Source organism: Paracoccus fontiphilus (assembly GCF_017356265.1).
In the GTDB taxonomy this organism is placed as follows: Bacteria; Pseudomonadota; Alphaproteobacteria; order Rhodobacterales; family Rhodobacteraceae; genus Paracoccus; species Paracoccus fontiphilus.
In genome coordinates, this window is the sequence record NZ_JAFNAW010000075.1 from 1 (window position 1) to 15,877 (window position 15,877).

The 15,877-nt window shown below is 64.9% G+C and carries 14 protein-coding genes and 2 pseudogenes; 2 read left to right on the plus strand and 14 right to left on the minus strand.

The window, feature by feature from the left end:
• Window positions 1-501: 501 nt before the first annotated feature.
• The 11 genes from J0F76_RS17775 to J0F76_RS17830 all read right to left on the minus strand — a co-directional run bounded on the left by J0F76_RS17775 (window position 502) and on the right by J0F76_RS17830 (window position 10,889).
• A complete protein-coding gene (locus tag J0F76_RS17775) occupies window positions 502-708 on the minus strand; it encodes a cold-shock protein (RefSeq protein WP_207471537.1) in 207 nt (68 codons plus the stop codon).
• Window positions 709-912: 204 nt separating this feature from the next.
• The gene (locus J0F76_RS17780; protein WP_207471538.1) at window positions 913-1,395 is read right to left on the minus strand and encodes a DUF3768 domain-containing protein; all 483 of its coding nucleotides are present in this window, start codon (window positions 1,393-1,395) and stop codon (window positions 913-915) included.
• Between the two features lie 466 nt (window positions 1,396-1,861).
• A complete protein-coding gene (locus tag J0F76_RS17785; protein WP_207471539.1) occupies window positions 1,862-2,797 on the minus strand; it encodes a DUF2493 domain-containing protein in 936 nt (311 codons plus the stop codon).
• Window positions 2,798-3,129: 332 nt separating this feature from the next.
• A complete protein-coding gene (locus J0F76_RS17790; RefSeq protein WP_207471540.1) occupies window positions 3,130-4,167 on the minus strand; it encodes a DUF7146 domain-containing protein in 1,038 nt (345 codons plus the stop codon).
• A gap of 330 nt (window positions 4,168-4,497) precedes the next feature.
• Complete coding sequence (locus tag J0F76_RS17795) at window positions 4,498-4,725, minus strand: type II toxin-antitoxin system VapB family antitoxin (protein WP_207471541.1); 228 nt, start codon at window positions 4,723-4,725, stop codon at window positions 4,498-4,500.
• A gap of 255 nt (window positions 4,726-4,980) precedes the next feature.
• Window positions 4,981-5,406 carry an antirestriction protein gene (locus tag J0F76_RS17800; RefSeq protein WP_207471543.1) on the minus strand — a complete coding sequence of 142 codons (426 nt, stop codon included), beginning with the start codon at window positions 5,404-5,406 and terminating at the stop codon, window positions 4,981-4,983.
• Between the two features lie 161 nt (window positions 5,407-5,567).
• Window positions 5,568-5,951, minus strand: coding sequence for a DUF6915 family protein (locus tag J0F76_RS17805; protein WP_207471545.1), 384 nt, complete (start codon window positions 5,949-5,951; stop codon window positions 5,568-5,570).
• Between the two features lie 11 nt (window positions 5,952-5,962).
• Window positions 5,963-6,451, minus strand: a complete 489-nt coding sequence (locus tag J0F76_RS17810; RefSeq protein ID WP_207471547.1) for a DUF6878 family protein — start codon at window positions 6,449-6,451, stop codon at window positions 5,963-5,965.
• A 213-nt stretch (window positions 6,452-6,664) separates the two neighbouring features.
• The gene (locus J0F76_RS17815) at window positions 6,665-8,872 is read right to left on the minus strand and encodes a ParB/RepB/Spo0J family partition protein (RefSeq protein ID WP_207471549.1); all 2,208 of its coding nucleotides are present in this window, start codon (window positions 8,870-8,872) and stop codon (window positions 6,665-6,667) included.
• A gap of 116 nt (window positions 8,873-8,988) precedes the next feature.
• Complete coding sequence (gene radC / locus J0F76_RS21025; RefSeq protein ID WP_242690358.1) at window positions 8,989-9,930, minus strand: RadC family protein; 942 nt, start codon at window positions 9,928-9,930, stop codon at window positions 8,989-8,991.
• Window positions 9,927-10,889 (minus strand): ArdC family protein, encoded by a 963-nt coding sequence (locus J0F76_RS17830; RefSeq protein ID WP_207471551.1) that lies wholly within the window; start codon window positions 10,887-10,889, stop codon window positions 9,927-9,929. The genes radC and J0F76_RS17830 overlap by 4 nt, the downstream gene beginning before the upstream one ends.
• Window positions 10,890-11,208: 319 nt before the next feature.
• Between J0F76_RS17830 and J0F76_RS21405 the strand changes: the two genes are divergently transcribed.
• Window positions 11,209-11,739 carry a DUF4167 domain-containing protein gene (locus tag J0F76_RS21405; protein WP_207471553.1) on the plus strand — a complete coding sequence of 177 codons (531 nt, stop codon included), beginning with the start codon at window positions 11,209-11,211 and terminating at the stop codon, window positions 11,737-11,739.
• 109 nt (window positions 11,740-11,848) lie between these two features.
• On the opposite strand, the gene J0F76_RS17840 is transcribed toward J0F76_RS21405, so the two are convergent.
• The 3 genes and pseudogenes from J0F76_RS17840 to istA all read right to left on the minus strand — a co-directional run.
• On the minus strand, window positions 11,849-12,526 hold the full coding sequence (locus tag J0F76_RS17840; protein WP_207471555.1) for a UPF0149 family protein: 678 nt from the start codon (window positions 12,524-12,526) through the stop codon (window positions 11,849-11,851).
• Window positions 12,527-12,762: 236 nt separating this feature from the next.
• Window positions 12,763-13,272, minus strand: coding sequence for an AmiS/UreI family transporter (locus J0F76_RS17845; RefSeq protein WP_207471556.1), 510 nt, complete (start codon window positions 13,270-13,272; stop codon window positions 12,763-12,765).
• Window positions 13,273-13,624: 352 nt separating this feature from the next.
• Window positions 13,625-14,317, minus strand: a pseudogene (gene istA, locus J0F76_RS17850) (IS21 family transposase); the annotation flags it as partial.
• 255 nt (window positions 14,318-14,572) lie between these two features.
• On the opposite strand from istA, the pseudogene J0F76_RS17855 reads away from it, so the two are divergent.
• Window positions 14,573-15,694 (plus strand): annotated as a pseudogene (locus J0F76_RS17855) (IS3 family transposase).
• Window positions 15,695-15,877: the final 183 nt, after the last annotated feature.

The window sequence follows — 15,877 nt, forward strand, 5'->3', positions numbered from 1 at the left end:
AGGGAAAGGGTGGACGACTTTTACGCCGCCCGCAGCAGCTCCATGCCGCCGCTTCCGTGGCCTAATTTCTCACCGCCGTTCTCACTGTTCGACTCCTTGTGCAGCTACCAGCTGTCAAGCAGGAGGCGGCGACGTGTGTTGGCTTGTCCGGTTGAGACCGAAGGCGATGCTCTACGATGACATCTGCATGAAGACCAGTGGGCGGTGCTGCCACGACTGAAGGGATCAGGGCGCACCTTGCTGCCATCGGGCCGCGAAGATCGCTGCGCCTGCCCGAAAGGACATCTTTCCCTTGACGTTAAGAGCAGACATAACCTGTCCATCAGCCGAGCGGATGTGTGTGTATCGGGTTTGTGAGTTCTTCCGCCCGGCTGAGAAATCCCCTACCCTGCAAGCATGCCGCCCGCCAAGGGCAGGACAGAGGCGGAGCGGATCACGGATGTTGCGACCGAAGCTGCCCGCGACGCAACACCTCATGCCGAACAGGAGCTGTTGCCTGGGTCAGGCCAGCCGCAGATCGACTGCGCTGGTCTTGCCGCTGCGGTTCGTTTCCAGCTCGTAGGACACCGCCTGTCCGTCGGCGAGCGTCCGCAGCCCGGCGCGCTCCACCGCGCTGATATGCACGAACACATCGCCGCCGCCCGCTTCGGGGGCAATGAAGCCATAACCCTTGTCGGTGTTGAACCACTTGACCGTCCCGCGTGCCATCCATGGCCTCCTTGTAAGAACAATATGGCCATTTCCGTGGCACGGGTGGGGTGATGCCGCAAGGCGTTTTGCATGCGCACGGGTGCGATGGGAAAAACATTGCTCAGTAGGTTCTGCTCTGGCACGGAGAGGATCAAGAACGCGGACGCGCCAACAGGCGTTGTCACGGAGCGCGGCCCCTGCTTCGGGGCGGCGTCGTGTGGTTCAATATTCCTCCGGCAGGCACAGGGTCAGAATGCGGATCGTCTGCGCGAGTTCCGTTTCCACTTCCGGTCCCATCAGCCCATTGGTGTCGTAGAGGTCGATCTTCCAGTAGATGCGGATGCTCCCGCTGCCCTGCGGCACCTCGGGCATCCCGAAGCTGCGGGTGCCATGGCAGCCATGATCGTCCACGACCCCCTTGTCGCTGCGGGTCAGGGCAAGGGCATGGTCCACGAACACCTGTCCCAGGGTACGAATGCCCCGCGTGAGCACGACCCGGCCGCGCAGGATCTCGCCCTGCCATTCGGCGGGACCAAGGGCTGCGCGGAAAAGGTCGTTTTGCGCGCCGATGATCCGCGCCTCGGCAAGGCTTGCCTCGTAGCGGTCGAGGTCGAAGACCGGGCCGGCGCAATCGCGACAGACATCCGGACGGGTGCTTGCGGTGATCTGGATGGCCTTGCAGGAGAGGCATTGATAACGCGTCATGAGGAAACCCCCTTCTGATCTGGCGGTCCCTTCCGGCACGGTTCCCCTTCACAATGGGGGCTGACCCGGAAGGCGAGCCGCGCCACCGGCGCGTCTCACCTTCGGGGGCTGCCTCCCGGCGAGGGCGGGAGGGGGGCCCGGCAACCGGAAAATCCAGACCCGAGGGTCGGGGGCCCCGTCTGCACAAGCCGCCGCAAGGCGGCGCGGAAGATGGGGGTGGCCCTTGGGGCGCAGCATTTTGCGGTAGACGGGGGAACCGGCGGTTCCCTTCTTTCTTCCTTCTTCCGCATCCTCTGCGGCAAGCACTGGCCCCTCCTGCAGGGGGCGTTCGGCTCGTCCGAATCCCCCCTGCACCGCGCGGCGTCCGCCACCTGACCCTCTTTTCCGGACGATAAACAGCCAGGCGACTCCGCGCGCCCGTCCGCCCGACAGCCTCTGGCGGGCAGAGGAGGGTGGAAAGCGGCGCTTACGCGCCGCCCTCGATCTTCATCACGGGGATGCCCAGCTTGCGGGCCTTGTCCGCGAGGTTCTCCTGGATACCGGTGCCGGGAAAGACCAGAACGCCCACCGGCAGGACATCGAGCATTGCGTCGTTGCGCTTGAAGGGCGCGGCCTTGCCGTGCCTGCTCCAGTCGGGCCGGAAGGCGATCTGGGATACCTTGCGGTGATCCGCCCAGCGGGAGGCGATGAGTTCGGCGCCCTTGGGCGAGCCGCCATGCAGCAGCACCATGTCGGGATGCTTGGCATGGACCTGGTCGAGCCTGGCCCAGATCAGCCGGTGGTCGTTGAAGTCCGACCCGCCGGTCAGCGCCACCTTGGGGCCGGGAGGCAGCATCACCTCGGTCTCGGCCCGGCGCTTTGCGGCCAGGAAGTCGCGGCTGTCGATGGTGGCAGCCGTCAGGTGACGATGGTTGACCATCGAGCCCGTGCGCGGCCGCCAGGCGCTGCCGGCGTGATGCTCGAAAGCCTCGGCGGCGAGGTCGCGGAAAAGCTCCATGCTGGCGCGCCGTTCGACCATCGTCTGCCCTTCGGCGGTGAGGCGCTCGAGTTCGACCGACTTCACTTCGCTGCCGTCCTGCTCGCGCTGAAGGCGGCGCTGCGCCTGCTCGTTGCCATCGAGGTCGCGTTCGACCCGGGCCACAGCACGGTGGAAGAGATTGACGGTGCCCCAGAGGAGTTCCTCCAAGTCGGGCTCGAGGCGGGTGTCACTCAGGCTCGCAACCAAGGCATCGAAGATGTCGGTCACGGCCGTGGCGACGGCGCTGCCCTCGGGCAACGGCCGGGGATCGGGCTCGTCTTGGAAGGGACGCCAGCCGTAAAGCTGGAGTTCGGCAAGGGCGAGATCGGTCTGGGAGGAGGTGTGGACCGGCTCGTCGGCCGGATCATGGGTGCCGTGTGTCATGGGAAAGGTCCTTCGGTTCGGCAAGACCGCGCCTGTCGCGGCCTTCGCGGGCATCGACGCGCAGGGGCGGGACGGGCAGGCAGCCCTCGCCTCGCGAGGGCCTTGATGGCCAAGGCCGGCTATTTTGCCTCGCGATGCAAAGGCGGGGCGCCCTGCCCCGCCGGCGGAAAATAGTCGGCCGCCGCCATTGCAAGACCGGCCTGGTTCTGCGCCGATCGCCCCTCGGAAGGCCGTGGGCGCGGGACCTGCTCCCGAAGAGGGACGTGTCTGGTGACGGGGACGGTACCGGACAGGGAGGAGCCTTAGCGGCGCCCCTCCGGCCAGGCCCGTCCTCACAGCTCAAGGAAGCGATTGACGTCCTCGGGATGCAGCTGATCTTTCAGGCAGGCGCGCAGGGCTGCGGTGCCAAGGTGGTGCAGATCGTCGTTGAAGTCGCCTTGGGTGGGCGTCAGCACCCTTGCCTCGATGCTCGAGCCTGCCGCGCGGGCAAGCAGGCTGTCCCGGGCCCGTTCACCCGCCGGATCGCGATCCAGAAGGACATACAGGCGGCGCAGACCGGGCGGAAAGAGGATGGCCGCAAGGTGGATGGCCGAGAGTGCTGCCAGCATCGGCATGCCGGGCAGGACCTGTCGCGGCGACAGCACGGTCTCGATCCCCTCGCCCACCGCCAGCACGTCGCCCGCCGCGCCAAAGCGGACGCCGTGGCCGAGCAGCTCGCCCATCGCCCGCCGGGGTGTCTCGACAGCCGCCTTGCCGGAGCCATCGGGAGCAAGCCAGGTGCGATGCGCGCCAGTCCGGCGGCCGGACAGATCGGTGACGGCGGCAATCATCGCGGGGTGCTGCTGGACTGGAGACCCGTCGTCCGGGCGATAATGGCAGCGGGGATGATACCGCAGTGCGCCGCCATCCTGGACACGCGCGATGCCGCGACGGCGCAGGTAGGTCTCGACGGGCGTCCCTTTGATCGGCTGGGACATGGCAAGCAGCCGCCGTGCGGCGTCCGGCGATCCGGCGGGAACCGGAGGACGGGCGGATGTTGGGTCTTTCCAGGGTTCAGGCTGCGGCAGACTCAGAAAGCGCCTCGCTTCCGCGGCAACATCGCCGAAGTCGGTAAGGCCGCAGCTCTCCCGGATGACGTCGAGCAGGTCGCCGTGCTCGGCCGAGGCGGCATCGGTCCAATGCCCCGCGGCGCCGGGGCCGCAGTCCGGTCCGCTCAGCCGCACGAACATCGAACGGCCGGGGGTGTTTCTCGCATCGCCCACCAGCCAGTACTGGCCGTGTCGCCGGCCATTGGACAGGTAGAAGCGACAGACCGCCTCCGCGTCCCGAGCGAGGCACCGTGCCAGTTCGGACGCATCGCGCCGCATCATGACATCCTCCGCTGTCGGGTGAGCCCGGATCTCGGCAGCGTCCTGGCGGCCTCTGCCCGGGTGATGGTGGGGATCGTGGTCATCGCAAACTCCTCGGGAAAGCGGAAAACGGGACCGAGCCCACGGCGCTCTCTCGACCGACCCGGCTCATCTCCCGTCCGGACCCGCCTCTGCCTTTCGACTGCTCCCTCGATCAGCACCATTGAAGCGCGGGAGCAGCGACCTGCCCGGCGGCGTTCCTGCAAAGGCGCCACGGCCGTAATCACACCGGACAGGACGCTCAGGTCCCAAGGCAAAGGGGGGGGTGAAGAATGCGCCCGGGGATGATCCTCAGCGCTTGCCTGACGGGGGAACCATGCGCGTCGACTTGGAACCGTAGTTCCGCACCTTCTCCCGCAAGGCGGCGATCTGGTCATCGATGGTGGGCATGGAACGCTGACGCTCGATCTCATTCTGGAGGGCCAGGCGCATGGCCTCTGTCCTGTCGACACCCAGCATCTCCGCGAGGGTCTCCGCTAGATCATCCAGGCTGCCGTCGCGGATCTCGCGTTTATCCATGAGGGGTTCCGCCTTGCATGCACGGCTATCATGGCCCGGTATGCACAAGGCAGGCGGCGCAGCAAGATGGGATGACGCCGCAGCCAGGCCGCCTGACATGTCTCGCTCCCGGCTGGCCGCGTGCCTGCGCCATCCGATCACGGGATGCGGGGGCCGATCGCGGGCGCGATGGAGCTGCCGGCCCGCACGCACCAGTGCCGGGACAGAGCCAGCATGAAGCCAGCGCCCGACCATGAGGCCGGGCGCTGGCAGAGGCTAGTCGATGGCGCGATAGATCTCGCCCGCCTCGGGGTGGTCCGCGGCATGGGCGTAAAGGCGCGCAAAGCCTTCCGGCAGTTCCGGGGCGTCATGGCGGAACGACAGGTGGGAGAAGGCAAAGAGCGTGGCGATGATGCCGGCGGCATCAGCCGAGACCTCGCCCTCGTAGCCGTTGCCGTCCCAGGTCAGGTGGAAACGGGGCTTGCAGGTCGGGGCGAGATAAAGGGGCTCGCCTGCCAATTCAAGGAAGTCCCACATGCCGCCCGTGTAGTCCGTCGGGCTCAGCCGTTCCATGAAGCCGAACACGGTGTGCTCGCCGACAAGAAGAAGAAGACGGGCTCCGAACAACCGGGGCAGAAAGCCCATGCGGCGCTCCTCGGGAACGGGCATGGCGGAGGAGAATGACGGTGCGGTGAGGCTCATGGCGGAGATCTCCGGTTTTGAGATACGGGGCTTGCGCTGCCCGGGATCCTCTCTAGCCCCCGGCAGGCGCAGCCTTTTCCCGATGTCCCTCTGTCTCTTGATACCCGGCCTGACGGCCTGATCGACGCTCCGGCAATAACCCGCAAGACAGGCCGCAAACCTCAGGATGCTCCTCTCCCTGCCTGGCTGATCGCGGGAACAGGATCGACGATCGGCTCGATCCTTGCGGCCCGCCCCATCCACGGCTCCGGACGGATCGCCCTGGCCCAGTCGGCGAAGCTCGGGATATGGCCCAGATCCTCGCGGACATGCTGCTCGCCGATCCACCGGGTGGGGATCTGCCGCCCCGAGGCCAGGGTGAGCATGGTGCCGAACAGCCGTTCCGACATGAAGATGCCCTCGGCATGATGGCGCAGCGCCCGGTGCCGGAAGTCGGCAAGGATCTCCTTGCTGCCATCGAACCAAGCATGGACGGCCAGGTAGTCCTCGATGCTGCCGCCCCAGCTGCGGACCGAGGAGAGGGCGTGATGATAAGGATGCGCCATGGTCTCCTCCCTTAGAACACGTGGCTGTAGGACTCAGTGGCGGTGTAGCGCTCGCTGTGATCGAGCGTGATCGCCCGCGCCGCCACGTCGAAGACGAACTCGCCAAAGGCGCCGTCGTTGTTCTCCCATCCGGGATGGCTTTGCTCGAGCAGGTCATAGCAGTGCTGCTCGATGGCGGCGGCGATCTCCACGGGCGCGGTAGAAACATCGTCCGAGTTCCAGGTGGCCGAGGCGAGCGAGACCTGGCCCGCGGGAAGATCGACGATGGTCTCGCCGCGCTGTGCGGTGACATCCTCGATCTGGCCGCTGTCGCCGCAGCCGTCAAAGGTCACCGTGACGGTGGTGATCCCGGCGGCCTCCAGGGCATCGAAAAGGGCAGACTTGTTGGCCGGGCGCAGCGCGGCTGCGCGTTGTTGATGGGCCTCGTGTTCGGCAAGAACACGGGCGATGCTGGCGGCAAGGTCAGGATCCGGCTTGCCGCCATGTTCGGGTTCGGTCATGGAATGGTCCTCCGGGAGAGCGGAATGACAGAAGCGGCGCGGCGCGGCTCTCCCTTCTCACGCCCTGCTTGTCCCCTCCCCCACCGGGCTCTGCCTCTTGATGAGGGAGGGTGCTGTTCACGGCCCCGGCGTCAGGTCAGTGCGACACGACCAGGATGTCGCGGCACCGGGGCGAGCGGGATGCGGGGCGGCCATGCCGCCCCGGCCCCGTTCTCACTCGGCGGCCATGCCCTGCGGATCGTCGTCCTCGACGCGGGCAGTGCCGTCTTCCCCTGCCCCGGATGGAGCCTTTCGTGCGGGATCGTCCATCTCTTCCAGGTCCGCGCCGTCGGCGTCATCAGTCAGGAGGGCCGGCAGGCAAGCAGATCCGGCATCCTCGCCGCCGGCTGCCCCGCCGTCGGCAACCCGCGGGCGCAGCGGCTCGGGCAGCCAGCCGGTATCTGCCAGGAGCCGCTCGGCTTCCCGCGCCATGTCGGGCTTCTTCAGGTGATCGATGAGCCGGGCCGCCCCCTCGCCCACGCCTTCGCGCACCGCCTCGATGATGCGCGGCTTGGTGACGCGGCCGAGATAGTTCTCGACCGTCGGCTGCCAGCCTGCCTCGACCAGATCGAGCCCCGTCGCCCGCGCCAGCCGGTCGGCTTCGAAAAGCCGCCGCGCGAGACCTGCCTGGCTCACGCCGGTGCCGCTGTAGGGGTTCGGCCGCTCGACAAGCGCGTTCACGCCGAAGCTGACGCAATGGGCCAGCAGTGCCAGCCGGCTTGCGTCGTCGAGACCGTCGATCCAGGACCAGAGCCGGTCGTCGTCCTCGTCCAAGGGCAGGTCGGCCTTCCAGGCGGCGTGGCGCGCCTCGATGTTCCGGGCAGGAAGGCTTTCGCCCAGGTCCGGTGCCTGAACAGGAAAATGCACCGGGCGCACGGCGGCCTCCAGGGCCGCGCCGGAACTGCGGCTGCCAAAGCAGTCCAGCACCAGCCGGTGCAGGAGCGCGGTCAGGGCTACGTGCGGATGCAGGGCCAGGGCATCGCGCAGCCCCAGCGTGCGGTACGCGGACAGCTCCGTGACCAGGCGCTCGGGCAGGGCCTTGAAGGTTTCCATCTCCTCGTCGCCCTCCTCGCCGGCCTCCGGTTCACCCGCCAACGTGATGATCGCGGGCTGTGCCGCGCCACGGGGCGTGCCGCCGTCTATTGCGTCTGGCGACCCCCGAGCATCATCGTCTTCAGAGCTCCGCGTCACTTCGTCGTCCGGCCGGACATAGCCCCGATCGACAAACAGGCTGCCGTCGGATCCGAGGCTGACGAACACCCCGGCTCGCGCCCTCTGCTCGGGCGAGAAGATCATTGGCCTTTGCTCATAAGCCTCGAGCGCCGCCTCGATCTCGCCCAGGCGCCGGTCGACATCTTCGGGCAACTCCTCGGCCTCGGCATGCTCGGCTTCCAGCTGGTCGTATTCGTCGCGAAGCGCCTCGCGCGTGGCGCGCTCCTCGACGGTCAGGTCGATGGTGGTGCCGGCAAGTTGCCGAAGGCCGCGGTCATGGCCATAGGGGAAGGACACGGCCACATCGACCCAGGCCCAGCCCTCGGCCGTGAGGGCATCGGCCTCGGCCTTCAGCTTCTCCGCGACCAGCCGGTCCAGAAGCGCCGCGTCCTGCAGCCAGCCGCCGTCGTCGCCCTCGAAGAGATCGCGCAGCACCGTGCCGCCCGCCGCCTCGTAAGCGGAAACGCCCACGAAAAGCGCCCGCCTGTCGCAGGCCCGCACCGTGGTTTCGGTCAGAATGCGGCGGATGGTGTAGGGCTCCTTCGACCAGCTGTCCCTGATCGCCTGCCAGACCTGCTCCTGGCGGGCATGATCATCGGTGACGGTGAAGGCCATCAACTGCTCGAGCGTCATAGCGTCCTCGGCGTAGACCTCGAGCAAGGCGGGCGAGACGGAGGCCAGCCGCAGGCGCTGCTTGACGACCTTCACGTCGACGAAGAAGGCCGCGGCAATGGCTTCCTCGGTCATGCCGCTCTCGCGCATGGTCTGAAAGGCGCGGAACTGATCAAGCGGATGCAACGGCGCGCGCTCGATGTTCTCGGCCAGCGACAGCTCGGCCACGAGCACGTCTCCGCCTGCCTTCGCGTCGGAAACGATGCAGGGCACGGGCGCAGTCTTCGCCAAGCGCTTCTGTTTGACCAGCAGCTCAAGCGCCCGGAAGCGGCGACCGCCTGCGGGGACTTCGTAGAAGCCGGTCTTCTGGCCGTCCTCGCCCATGACAGGGCGGACATGGAGGGACTGGATCAGCCCGCGGCGGGCGATAGAGCCGGCCAGTTCCTCAAGCGAGATGCCGGCCTTGATGCGCCGGACATTGGACTGGCTGAGGACCAGCTTGTCGAAGGGAATGTCGCGCGCGGAGGCAAGGGTGATCTTGGGTGTGGCAGGTGCCATGGAAACAATCTCCACGACGGGCGCCGGGGAGCCTCTCTCCCTAGCTTTCAACCCGTCACGAAATCCCCCATCCATCCTTTGCCTCTCGCACGGCTGCACAGGAGCGGATCGCGCCGTCAAAGGGCACCGAGGGTGCGCAGGCTGACCTCCCGGTCTCCGCCGACGATAATATGGTCGTGCAAGGTGAGGCCGAGGCTCTTGCAGGCTGTGGCGATCGCTCGGGTCATGGCCAGATCGGCAGCTGAGGGAGCGGGATCGCCTGCGGGATGGTTGTGGACCATGATCAGCGCGGAGGCATTGAGCAGGAGGGCGCGGCGCAGCACCTCCCGGGGATAGACCGGGACGTGGTCGACCGTGCCCGTGGCCAGGCACTCGTCGGTGATCAGCCGGTTCTTGCGGTCGAGGAACAGGACGTGGAAGCGCTCGACCGTGCCCCGGACGGTGACGGCGCAATAGTCCATCACCGCCTGCCAGGAGGACAAGGTGGGGTTCTGGTTCAGGTGCCGGCGCAGGATCTGGCGGGCTTCGGAGACGACCGCCTCCTCCTGCGCCGAGAGGACAGCGTATCGAGGCTCCGGGGCAACAATGCGGCAGTGGCGTGTCATGGCTGAGGGATCCTGACGGGCAGCCGGCACCATGCCGGGCTTTCTTCCGTCACGACGGCAAGCGCCGCCCTCAAGCGTGGTGAGGGCGGCGTCAATCTCGCCCAAGGTGCATCGGGCGAGCAGGTGCTCGGCAGCCCGGATGCTCCCCGTCTCGCGGGCGGCCTTGGCCCAGATGGAGATCGGCACCGCGCTGGCAAAGAAGAGATCGCGCTCGATGGCGAGGCCAAGGGGCAGCCGGACGGCCTGGAGTTCATGGAGGCTGCAGTATCCAGGCTCCGGGACGCCGGCACCCGCGAGGCCGAACAGGATGTCGCCATCCTCGTCCAGTTCGGTGGCCAGCCAGACGCCCGCACCGAGGGGGTTGAAGAGCTTGACCACGGGCGCATGGTCAACCTTGGTAATGCGGCCATTGGCCAGAAGCCGTTCGCGCAACGCGGGAGTCAGGAGGTTCATGCTTCGGCCTCCTCTGCAAGAGCGGCGGCATCGCTGTCGCTGTCCTGCTCCGGCAGGTAGCCCAGCAGCCAGTCGGCGGCCTTGCTGGCCTGCGAGGCGGCACGGACGATGGCGCGATTGTCTTCCCGCAGCACCTCGAGCCAGGCGCCGATATAATCCGCATGGCGCACCGTCGGCACGATGCCGAGGGACGCACAGCAGAAGGCCGCGCTCAATTCGGCCACAAGTTCCTCGACGGCATAGGCCTGGGAGCCGTAGCGGCCGGAAAAGTCCCGCGCCAGCCGAGAGGGATGGCCACTGGCATGGCCGATTTCATGGAGCGCCGTTCTGTGCCAATCGATCGGTGCGAAGAAGGCCGCGGGCGGCGGCACCTGCACGTAGTCGAGCGCCGGCACATAGAAGGCGCGGTCACCGCCGATGCGGAATGCAATGCCGGTGTTCCGGATCAGGGCCTCGACCCTCGGCTCGATCACGCCCGCGGGCGGCGGGGGCGCCGCCTTCACGATCTCCTCGGGCAGGCCATCGCACTGCGCGACGTTGAAGACGGTGAAGCGCTTCAGAAAGGCGATGCTCTGGGCCTCATCGCCGGTCTCCCGGGCACGACGCCGTTCATCCTGCGGCGTGAACCGGTCGGCATAAACCACGGTGGTGCCGTGCTCGCCCTTGCGCACGCTGCCGCCCAGCGACTGCGCCTGGCGAAAGGTCAGCCAGTGTTGGCTCGGATAGCCGTGCTGGATGACCGCTCCCCAGAGGATCAGAACGTTGATGCCGGAATAGCAGCGTGCCGTCGCGGCGTTGCGGGGCAAGGCCAGCGACGCCCTGGCGGCCGACGTTCCCCAGGGCTGCACCCAGGGCAGCCGCCCTTCCTCCAGCTCGGCAATGATCCGGCCGGTGATCTCGTCATAAAGCGATGCTCGGTCGCCGCCGCCACTTTGGGCGGCACGCTCCTGTCTGGTCATCGGGATGTCCTCCGCGACGGGCGCAGGAGGCCTCTCCTCCCGCCCTCAACCCGTCACGAAAAAATCCGGCCAGGCTTTGACTCTCGTGGTGCCTCCATTCGTCACGGAGACACGATCCAGAAGCCTGTCTCCTCGCCGCCGCACCTGAGATCGGCAGCGGCACCGAGACCTGCGTGGTTGAAGGGTTTCAGGCTGACGGCGAAGCGGTCGGCTTCGAGACGAGCCGCCCGGCGCTACAGCCTTCTTGCCGACACGTCGCATTCAGCATATCTCGGCAAACGCAGCCTACGCATCCACGCTGCAGTTACTGTATCGGCTCATGAGACCACATCAGCATCGACGGAGTGGCAAACCGCGGTCGCCCCAGCAACAGCGCGATCCCGCCAACCGTGTCCTTGAGAGCACGAGCGCAAGGGGCAAGATCAAAGGCACGGCGCAACAACTCGTCGAGCGTTATCTCCAGTTTGCAGAAGAAGCGCGGCTTGCGAATGATCGTGTGGCAACCCAGGCTTTCCTGCAATCGGCCGAGCATTACGTCCGGTTGAGCAATCCTGTCCATCACACTGAAAACCGACCCGTCAAGCACCAGCCTCACGTGGTCGCGGCAGAGACGTGCTCTTCTCCCGGTGATGGGCTCATGACCGTTCCGGCGCCTGCGCTTTGCATGAGACAAACGCCCGAGCCTGAGGCCTGCACGGTAAAGAAAGCGCCCAAACTCCCCGGCGCCAAGAACTCGGAGCAAGTCAGGACCGCCGCGAAACGGGCGGCAGCAGCTGCCGACCTTGAGCGGGTTGCCGGACAGCATGGCTACACATTGGCACAGCTGGGCCTGGTGCTCCGGTCATCATGAAATCTGGGGAAAGGGCATCAGGCTCTTGCTCCATGCCCGACCTTTGGGCTGGCGTTCGCCATCAGGCGGGTTTCATGGCCCAGATCAGATCGCCTGTCCGTGGCGCGCCTCAGGTCCTTCCACAGCAATGCTTGTACTTGCGCCCCGAACCGCAGGGACACGGGTCGTTGCGACCAGGTTGCTTGGCGCGGATGGGCGCATGATCAAGATTGTCAGCAGCCATGAACAGCTCCGGCCGCGATGCGAGCAGGATCGTTGCCACGCAACCGACAATCAGGTCGGGAGCCTGGAGGTCGATCTCGTCGATCTCCTCCTCGGTGAACGTGCTGCTTCCTTCGTAGATGTCCTGCAGGGCCATCAGGAACACCAATGATGATTGTGTCTCCTCGTCAGCCTTCTCCAGCAGGCTTTCCCACGCCTTTGGGCGGACGCGCATGGCCCGGGTGAAGCCATCGACCCACGGCTCCCAGAGCGTCTCGTCGCTGTTGGTATCGACCTCGTAGATCGGTTCGATCCCCAGCGTGGTGGTGATCTGCAGGGCAACCGCGTTGTAATGTGCCATGACCGCCGAGATCGTTGTCTCGGCGGTGGACAGGTCCTGGAACTCCGCCTCACCCGTCTCGCTCCAGACCTGGGACAGCCACTCTGACGGAGGAACAAGCTCCGGACAGCACAGAAGGCCGGTCACATAGCCATCGAGTTCGCTCAAGCTCATCGGGAAATCGTCCGGCGGCAACGCAGACAGGATCTCTTCGAGACGATCGAGCTCCTCATCCGACTGGCTCATGGTGTACCCCCTCGTCCAAGCTGCAGCCCGGCAGGCACGCAATAACACACCCGGTGCCTGGGTCAGCATGCGAAATAGCCCCCCAAGACAATCGTTACGGGCGTGATCCGTACAAGCATCCATTCTCAAAAAGTGCTCACCGGGGACACATTGATCCGAGATTGTATCGCCGCATCTCTTTTCAATAGTGACCAAAGCTACTTCGCGACTCCCTTTGATGGTGCAACAGGCGGCATTCACGGAGCGACATAAAGCAACGCCAGGGCAGGCATCCAGGCGGTAAGGATGCCACTTGCCAGTGTTGCGATCGCAGTCTCACGGATGAGCGGACGCTTGAGTGCGAGAAGCAGGAAATACAGAAACCATAGGGCAGACCAGCAGGCCCAGCACGCACCCAGCCAGACTGTCATCGCATCATCAGCATGGCGCAAGATGACCACGGCTTCGGGCAGAACCGTGATGGACACGAACAGGCTGAACCATCCCAGGCCACGCCCGTCCCATCCTGTCAGCCGATTTACGCCGACCCAGAGGTAGGTGATGCTGAACAACAGCGTCAGCGCCGCAGTCTTGACGGCTGCCGATGTGTCTGCCACTGACATGACCAGCAGCGCCACAGCGCCGGTAATGAAAGCCGTGGCGAGGTTGATGAACACGATCTCACCTTCCGAGATGCGGTTCATCATCCACAATCCGTTGAGCGTCAGGACGGCACCGACAAAAAGAAGCGAAAGCGGAAGAAGCATCAGGCGCTTTCAACCGCTGGTTTGCGGACCGCTCGTGCAGTCCAGAACGTTGCTGACATGTCCATGGCATCCTCCTCCGGATGCCTCCGCCTAGGGCAAAGCACGAGCGAGATTTATCCAGAAATCCTCCATGATGAATGTGGCGCCCGTTTAAAGTCTCAAGGACATGCTGCGGCTGCCCTGCCGCCATGTCGGTCAACCAGGATCAAGGAACAGCAGTCCCTCTAACCCTTGCCTACCGTCGCTATGGGCGGAATGCGGCCTAATGGCAGCGCAGCACGGCAGCCGCAGGAGCCAAAGTTAGCAGTCATCCACCGCATACGACCGAACCAAGCAGAACGAGTTCCAGGGTAAAATCAGCGGCAAAGACATAGTGGTTCGTCATGGCCAGAAAGCGGAGGTTGACCTGCCGCTCCTTGCCGCGACCGACACGGTCCACCGCCGTGCGCATGTTGTCATAGATACCCCGTTCGGGCACGCCGCCGAGCACGCGGAAGCCATGCCAGTGAGCGTCAAACAGCATCTCGTGGGTTTGCAAAAGATAGGCGCGCAACAGGAAGGCCCGGCTGTGGGACAGCTTGATGTGCGCCATCTGAAACTTCGTGCGCTCGTCGGCCAGAAATCCATAGTCTTCGCTCCAGTCGAACTGGAAGGCTTCGCCGGGCTGGAAAGCCAGCGGAACGAAGGTGCCACGTCCCGTGGTCTGCTGTTCGCGCTGGCGATCCGTCCGCCAGTTCCGTGCAAACGCCGCAACCCGGTTGTAGGAGCCGGTGAAGCCGAGCTTGACGAGATCGGCATGCATCTGCTTCAGCGTCCGCCGCTGCTTGCGCGACTTGCCGGCTTCCGTCTTCAACCAGCCAGCCAGCTTCTCGGCGAAAGGATCAAGCTTGCTCGGCCGAGCCGGCGTCGCAAACTTCGGCTCGATCGCTCCTGAGTTCAGATACTTCTTTATCGTATTGCGCGATAGGCCGGTGCGACGCGCGATCTCGCGGATCGGCAGCTTCTCCCGCAGCCGCAGCTTCCGGATCACATTCAAAAGTCCCATGTGGATCACTCCGTAAACCCCCTCCGCTCACCGCGTCGGGGAAGGGTCACATGGGTCAAATCTCAATGGAAATTATGTGCCTGCCTGGGTCACTTCTAGAGCCTGTTGCACTCAATCGACCTCATAACCTGCGGCTTTGAAGTAGTTGTAGCATTCCTCGTCGGAGAACAGATCGCAGACAGCTCACCGCGTCGGGGAAGGGTCACATGGGTCAAATCTCAATGGAAATTATGTGCCTGCCTGGGTCACTTCTAGGTGGAAATCAACACGAAGGTGGCTTTGGAAGCCATTCGCGAGGACCTGACGACGGCCGAACAGGCCAAGAAGTACGACATCCACCCCACCATGATCACGGGCTGGAAAAGAACCGCCATTGAGAACATGGCCTCGGCCTTTGACGGCAAGAGTGCTGCCGAGCCGGCGATTTCCCGTCAGGAGGTCGAGAAGCTGCATGCCAAGATCGGCCAACTGGTCGTGGAGCGGGATTTTTTGTCGGCAGCCTCCAGTCTCATTCTCGGCACTGGAGGCAAAAAGCGGTGAAGCAGGATCATCCTGATCTCAGCGTCCGACGGCAATGCAGCCTGCTGTCATTGGCGCGCTCCGGCCTTTATTACCAGCCACGTGGCGAAAGCGCCGAGAAGCTGAAGTTCATGGAGATCATCGACCGGCAGTTCCTCGAGACGCCATGGTATGGCTCGCGGCAGATGGCCCGTCACATGCAAAGAGAGGGACATCGATGCGGGCGCCATCGGGTCCGCCGGCTGATGAGGCTCATGCGTCTGGTGCCGATCTATCAGGATCCGAAAACCAGCAGGAAGCACCCGGAACACAAGATTTACCGTTACCTTCTCAAGGGCCTGGCCATCACCCGCCCCAATCAGGGCAGGTCGCACCGATATCAGCTACATCCCCATGCGCCGGGGGTTTCTTTACCTGGTGGCGATCATGGACTGGCATAGCCGCAAGGTGCTCAGCTGGCGGCTCTCGAATTCCATGGATGCGGGTTTCTGTGTTGAGGCTCTGAAGGAGGCGCTGGCCAAATACGGACCGCCCGAGATCTGCAACTCCGACCAAGGTGCGCAATTCACCAGCACCGAGTTCACCGAGTTCACCGAGGTGCTGCTGGACGCCAAGGTGAAAATCTCCATGGATGGGCGTGGCCGCTGGATCGACAACCGGATGATCGAAAGGCTGTGGCGTTCCCTCAAATATGAATGCGTCTACCTGAACGCCTTTGAGACCGGTTCCGAGGCCCGCAGGGGGATCGGCGCCTGGATCAGCTATTACAACAAAAAACGCCCGCACTCATCGCATGGGTTGCTGACGCCTGCTGAGGCCTATGATACCGCCAACCAGAACCTGAAAGCCGCTGCCTGACATAACCCCCATGCCCGAGCTTAGCGAAGCGGCAAACTGGTCGGAAATTCCGGACCACCTCTTAGTGCACCGAAGAAGCCAGAACCTTTGCCAGTCTTAGAGCGCCTAACAAAACCGCTGCTCATGCGTTGAGAGGCCATGAGCAAGCCCCTTGTATCCGATGATCTGTGGGAGGCCATTGCG

Bases quoted from the DNA above. Each gene is read 5' to 3' on its own strand.
- J0F76_RS17800 (WP_207471543.1), bottom strand. From the start codon at position 5,406: ATGAGCCTCACCGCACCGTCATTCTCCTCCGCCATGCCCGTTCCCGAG.
- J0F76_RS17780 (WP_207471538.1), bottom strand. From the start codon at position 1,395: ATGACGCGTTATCAATGCCTCTCCTGCAAGGCCATCCAGATCACCGCA.
- J0F76_RS17840 (WP_207471555.1), bottom strand. From the start codon at position 12,526: ATGAGCCAGTCGGATGAGGAGCTCGATCGTCTCGAAGAGATCCTGTCT.
- J0F76_RS17805 (WP_207471545.1), bottom strand. From the start codon at position 5,951: ATGGCGCATCCTTATCATCACGCCCTCTCCTCGGTCCGCAGCTGGGGC.
- J0F76_RS17810 (WP_207471547.1), bottom strand. From the start codon at position 6,451: ATGACCGAACCCGAACATGGCGGCAAGCCGGATCCTGACCTTGCCGCC.
- J0F76_RS17815 (WP_207471549.1), bottom strand. From the start codon at position 8,872: ATGGCACCTGCCACACCCAAGATCACCCTTGCCTCCGCGCGCGACATT.
- radC (WP_242690358.1), bottom strand. From the start codon at position 9,930: ATGAACCTCCTGACTCCCGCGTTGCGCGAACGGCTTCTGGCCAATGGC.
- J0F76_RS17845 (WP_207471556.1), bottom strand. From the start codon at position 13,272: ATGCTTCTTCCGCTTTCGCTTCTTTTTGTCGGTGCCGTCCTGACGCTC.
- J0F76_RS17830 (WP_207471551.1), bottom strand. From the start codon at position 10,889: ATGACCAGACAGGAGCGTGCCGCCCAAAGTGGCGGCGGCGACCGAGCA.
- J0F76_RS17790 (WP_207471540.1), bottom strand. From the start codon at position 4,167: ATGATGCGGCGCGATGCGTCCGAACTGGCACGGTGCCTCGCTCGGGAC.
- J0F76_RS17785 (WP_207471539.1), bottom strand. From the start codon at position 2,797: ATGACACACGGCACCCATGATCCGGCCGACGAGCCGGTCCACACCTCC.
- J0F76_RS17775 (WP_207471537.1), bottom strand. From the start codon at position 708: ATGGCACGCGGGACGGTCAAGTGGTTCAACACCGACAAGGGTTATGGC.
- J0F76_RS21405 (WP_207471553.1), top strand. From the start codon at position 11,209: ATGAGACCACATCAGCATCGACGGAGTGGCAAACCGCGGTCGCCCCAG.
- J0F76_RS17795 (WP_207471541.1), bottom strand. From the start codon at position 4,725: ATGGATAAACGCGAGATCCGCGACGGCAGCCTGGATGATCTAGCGGAG.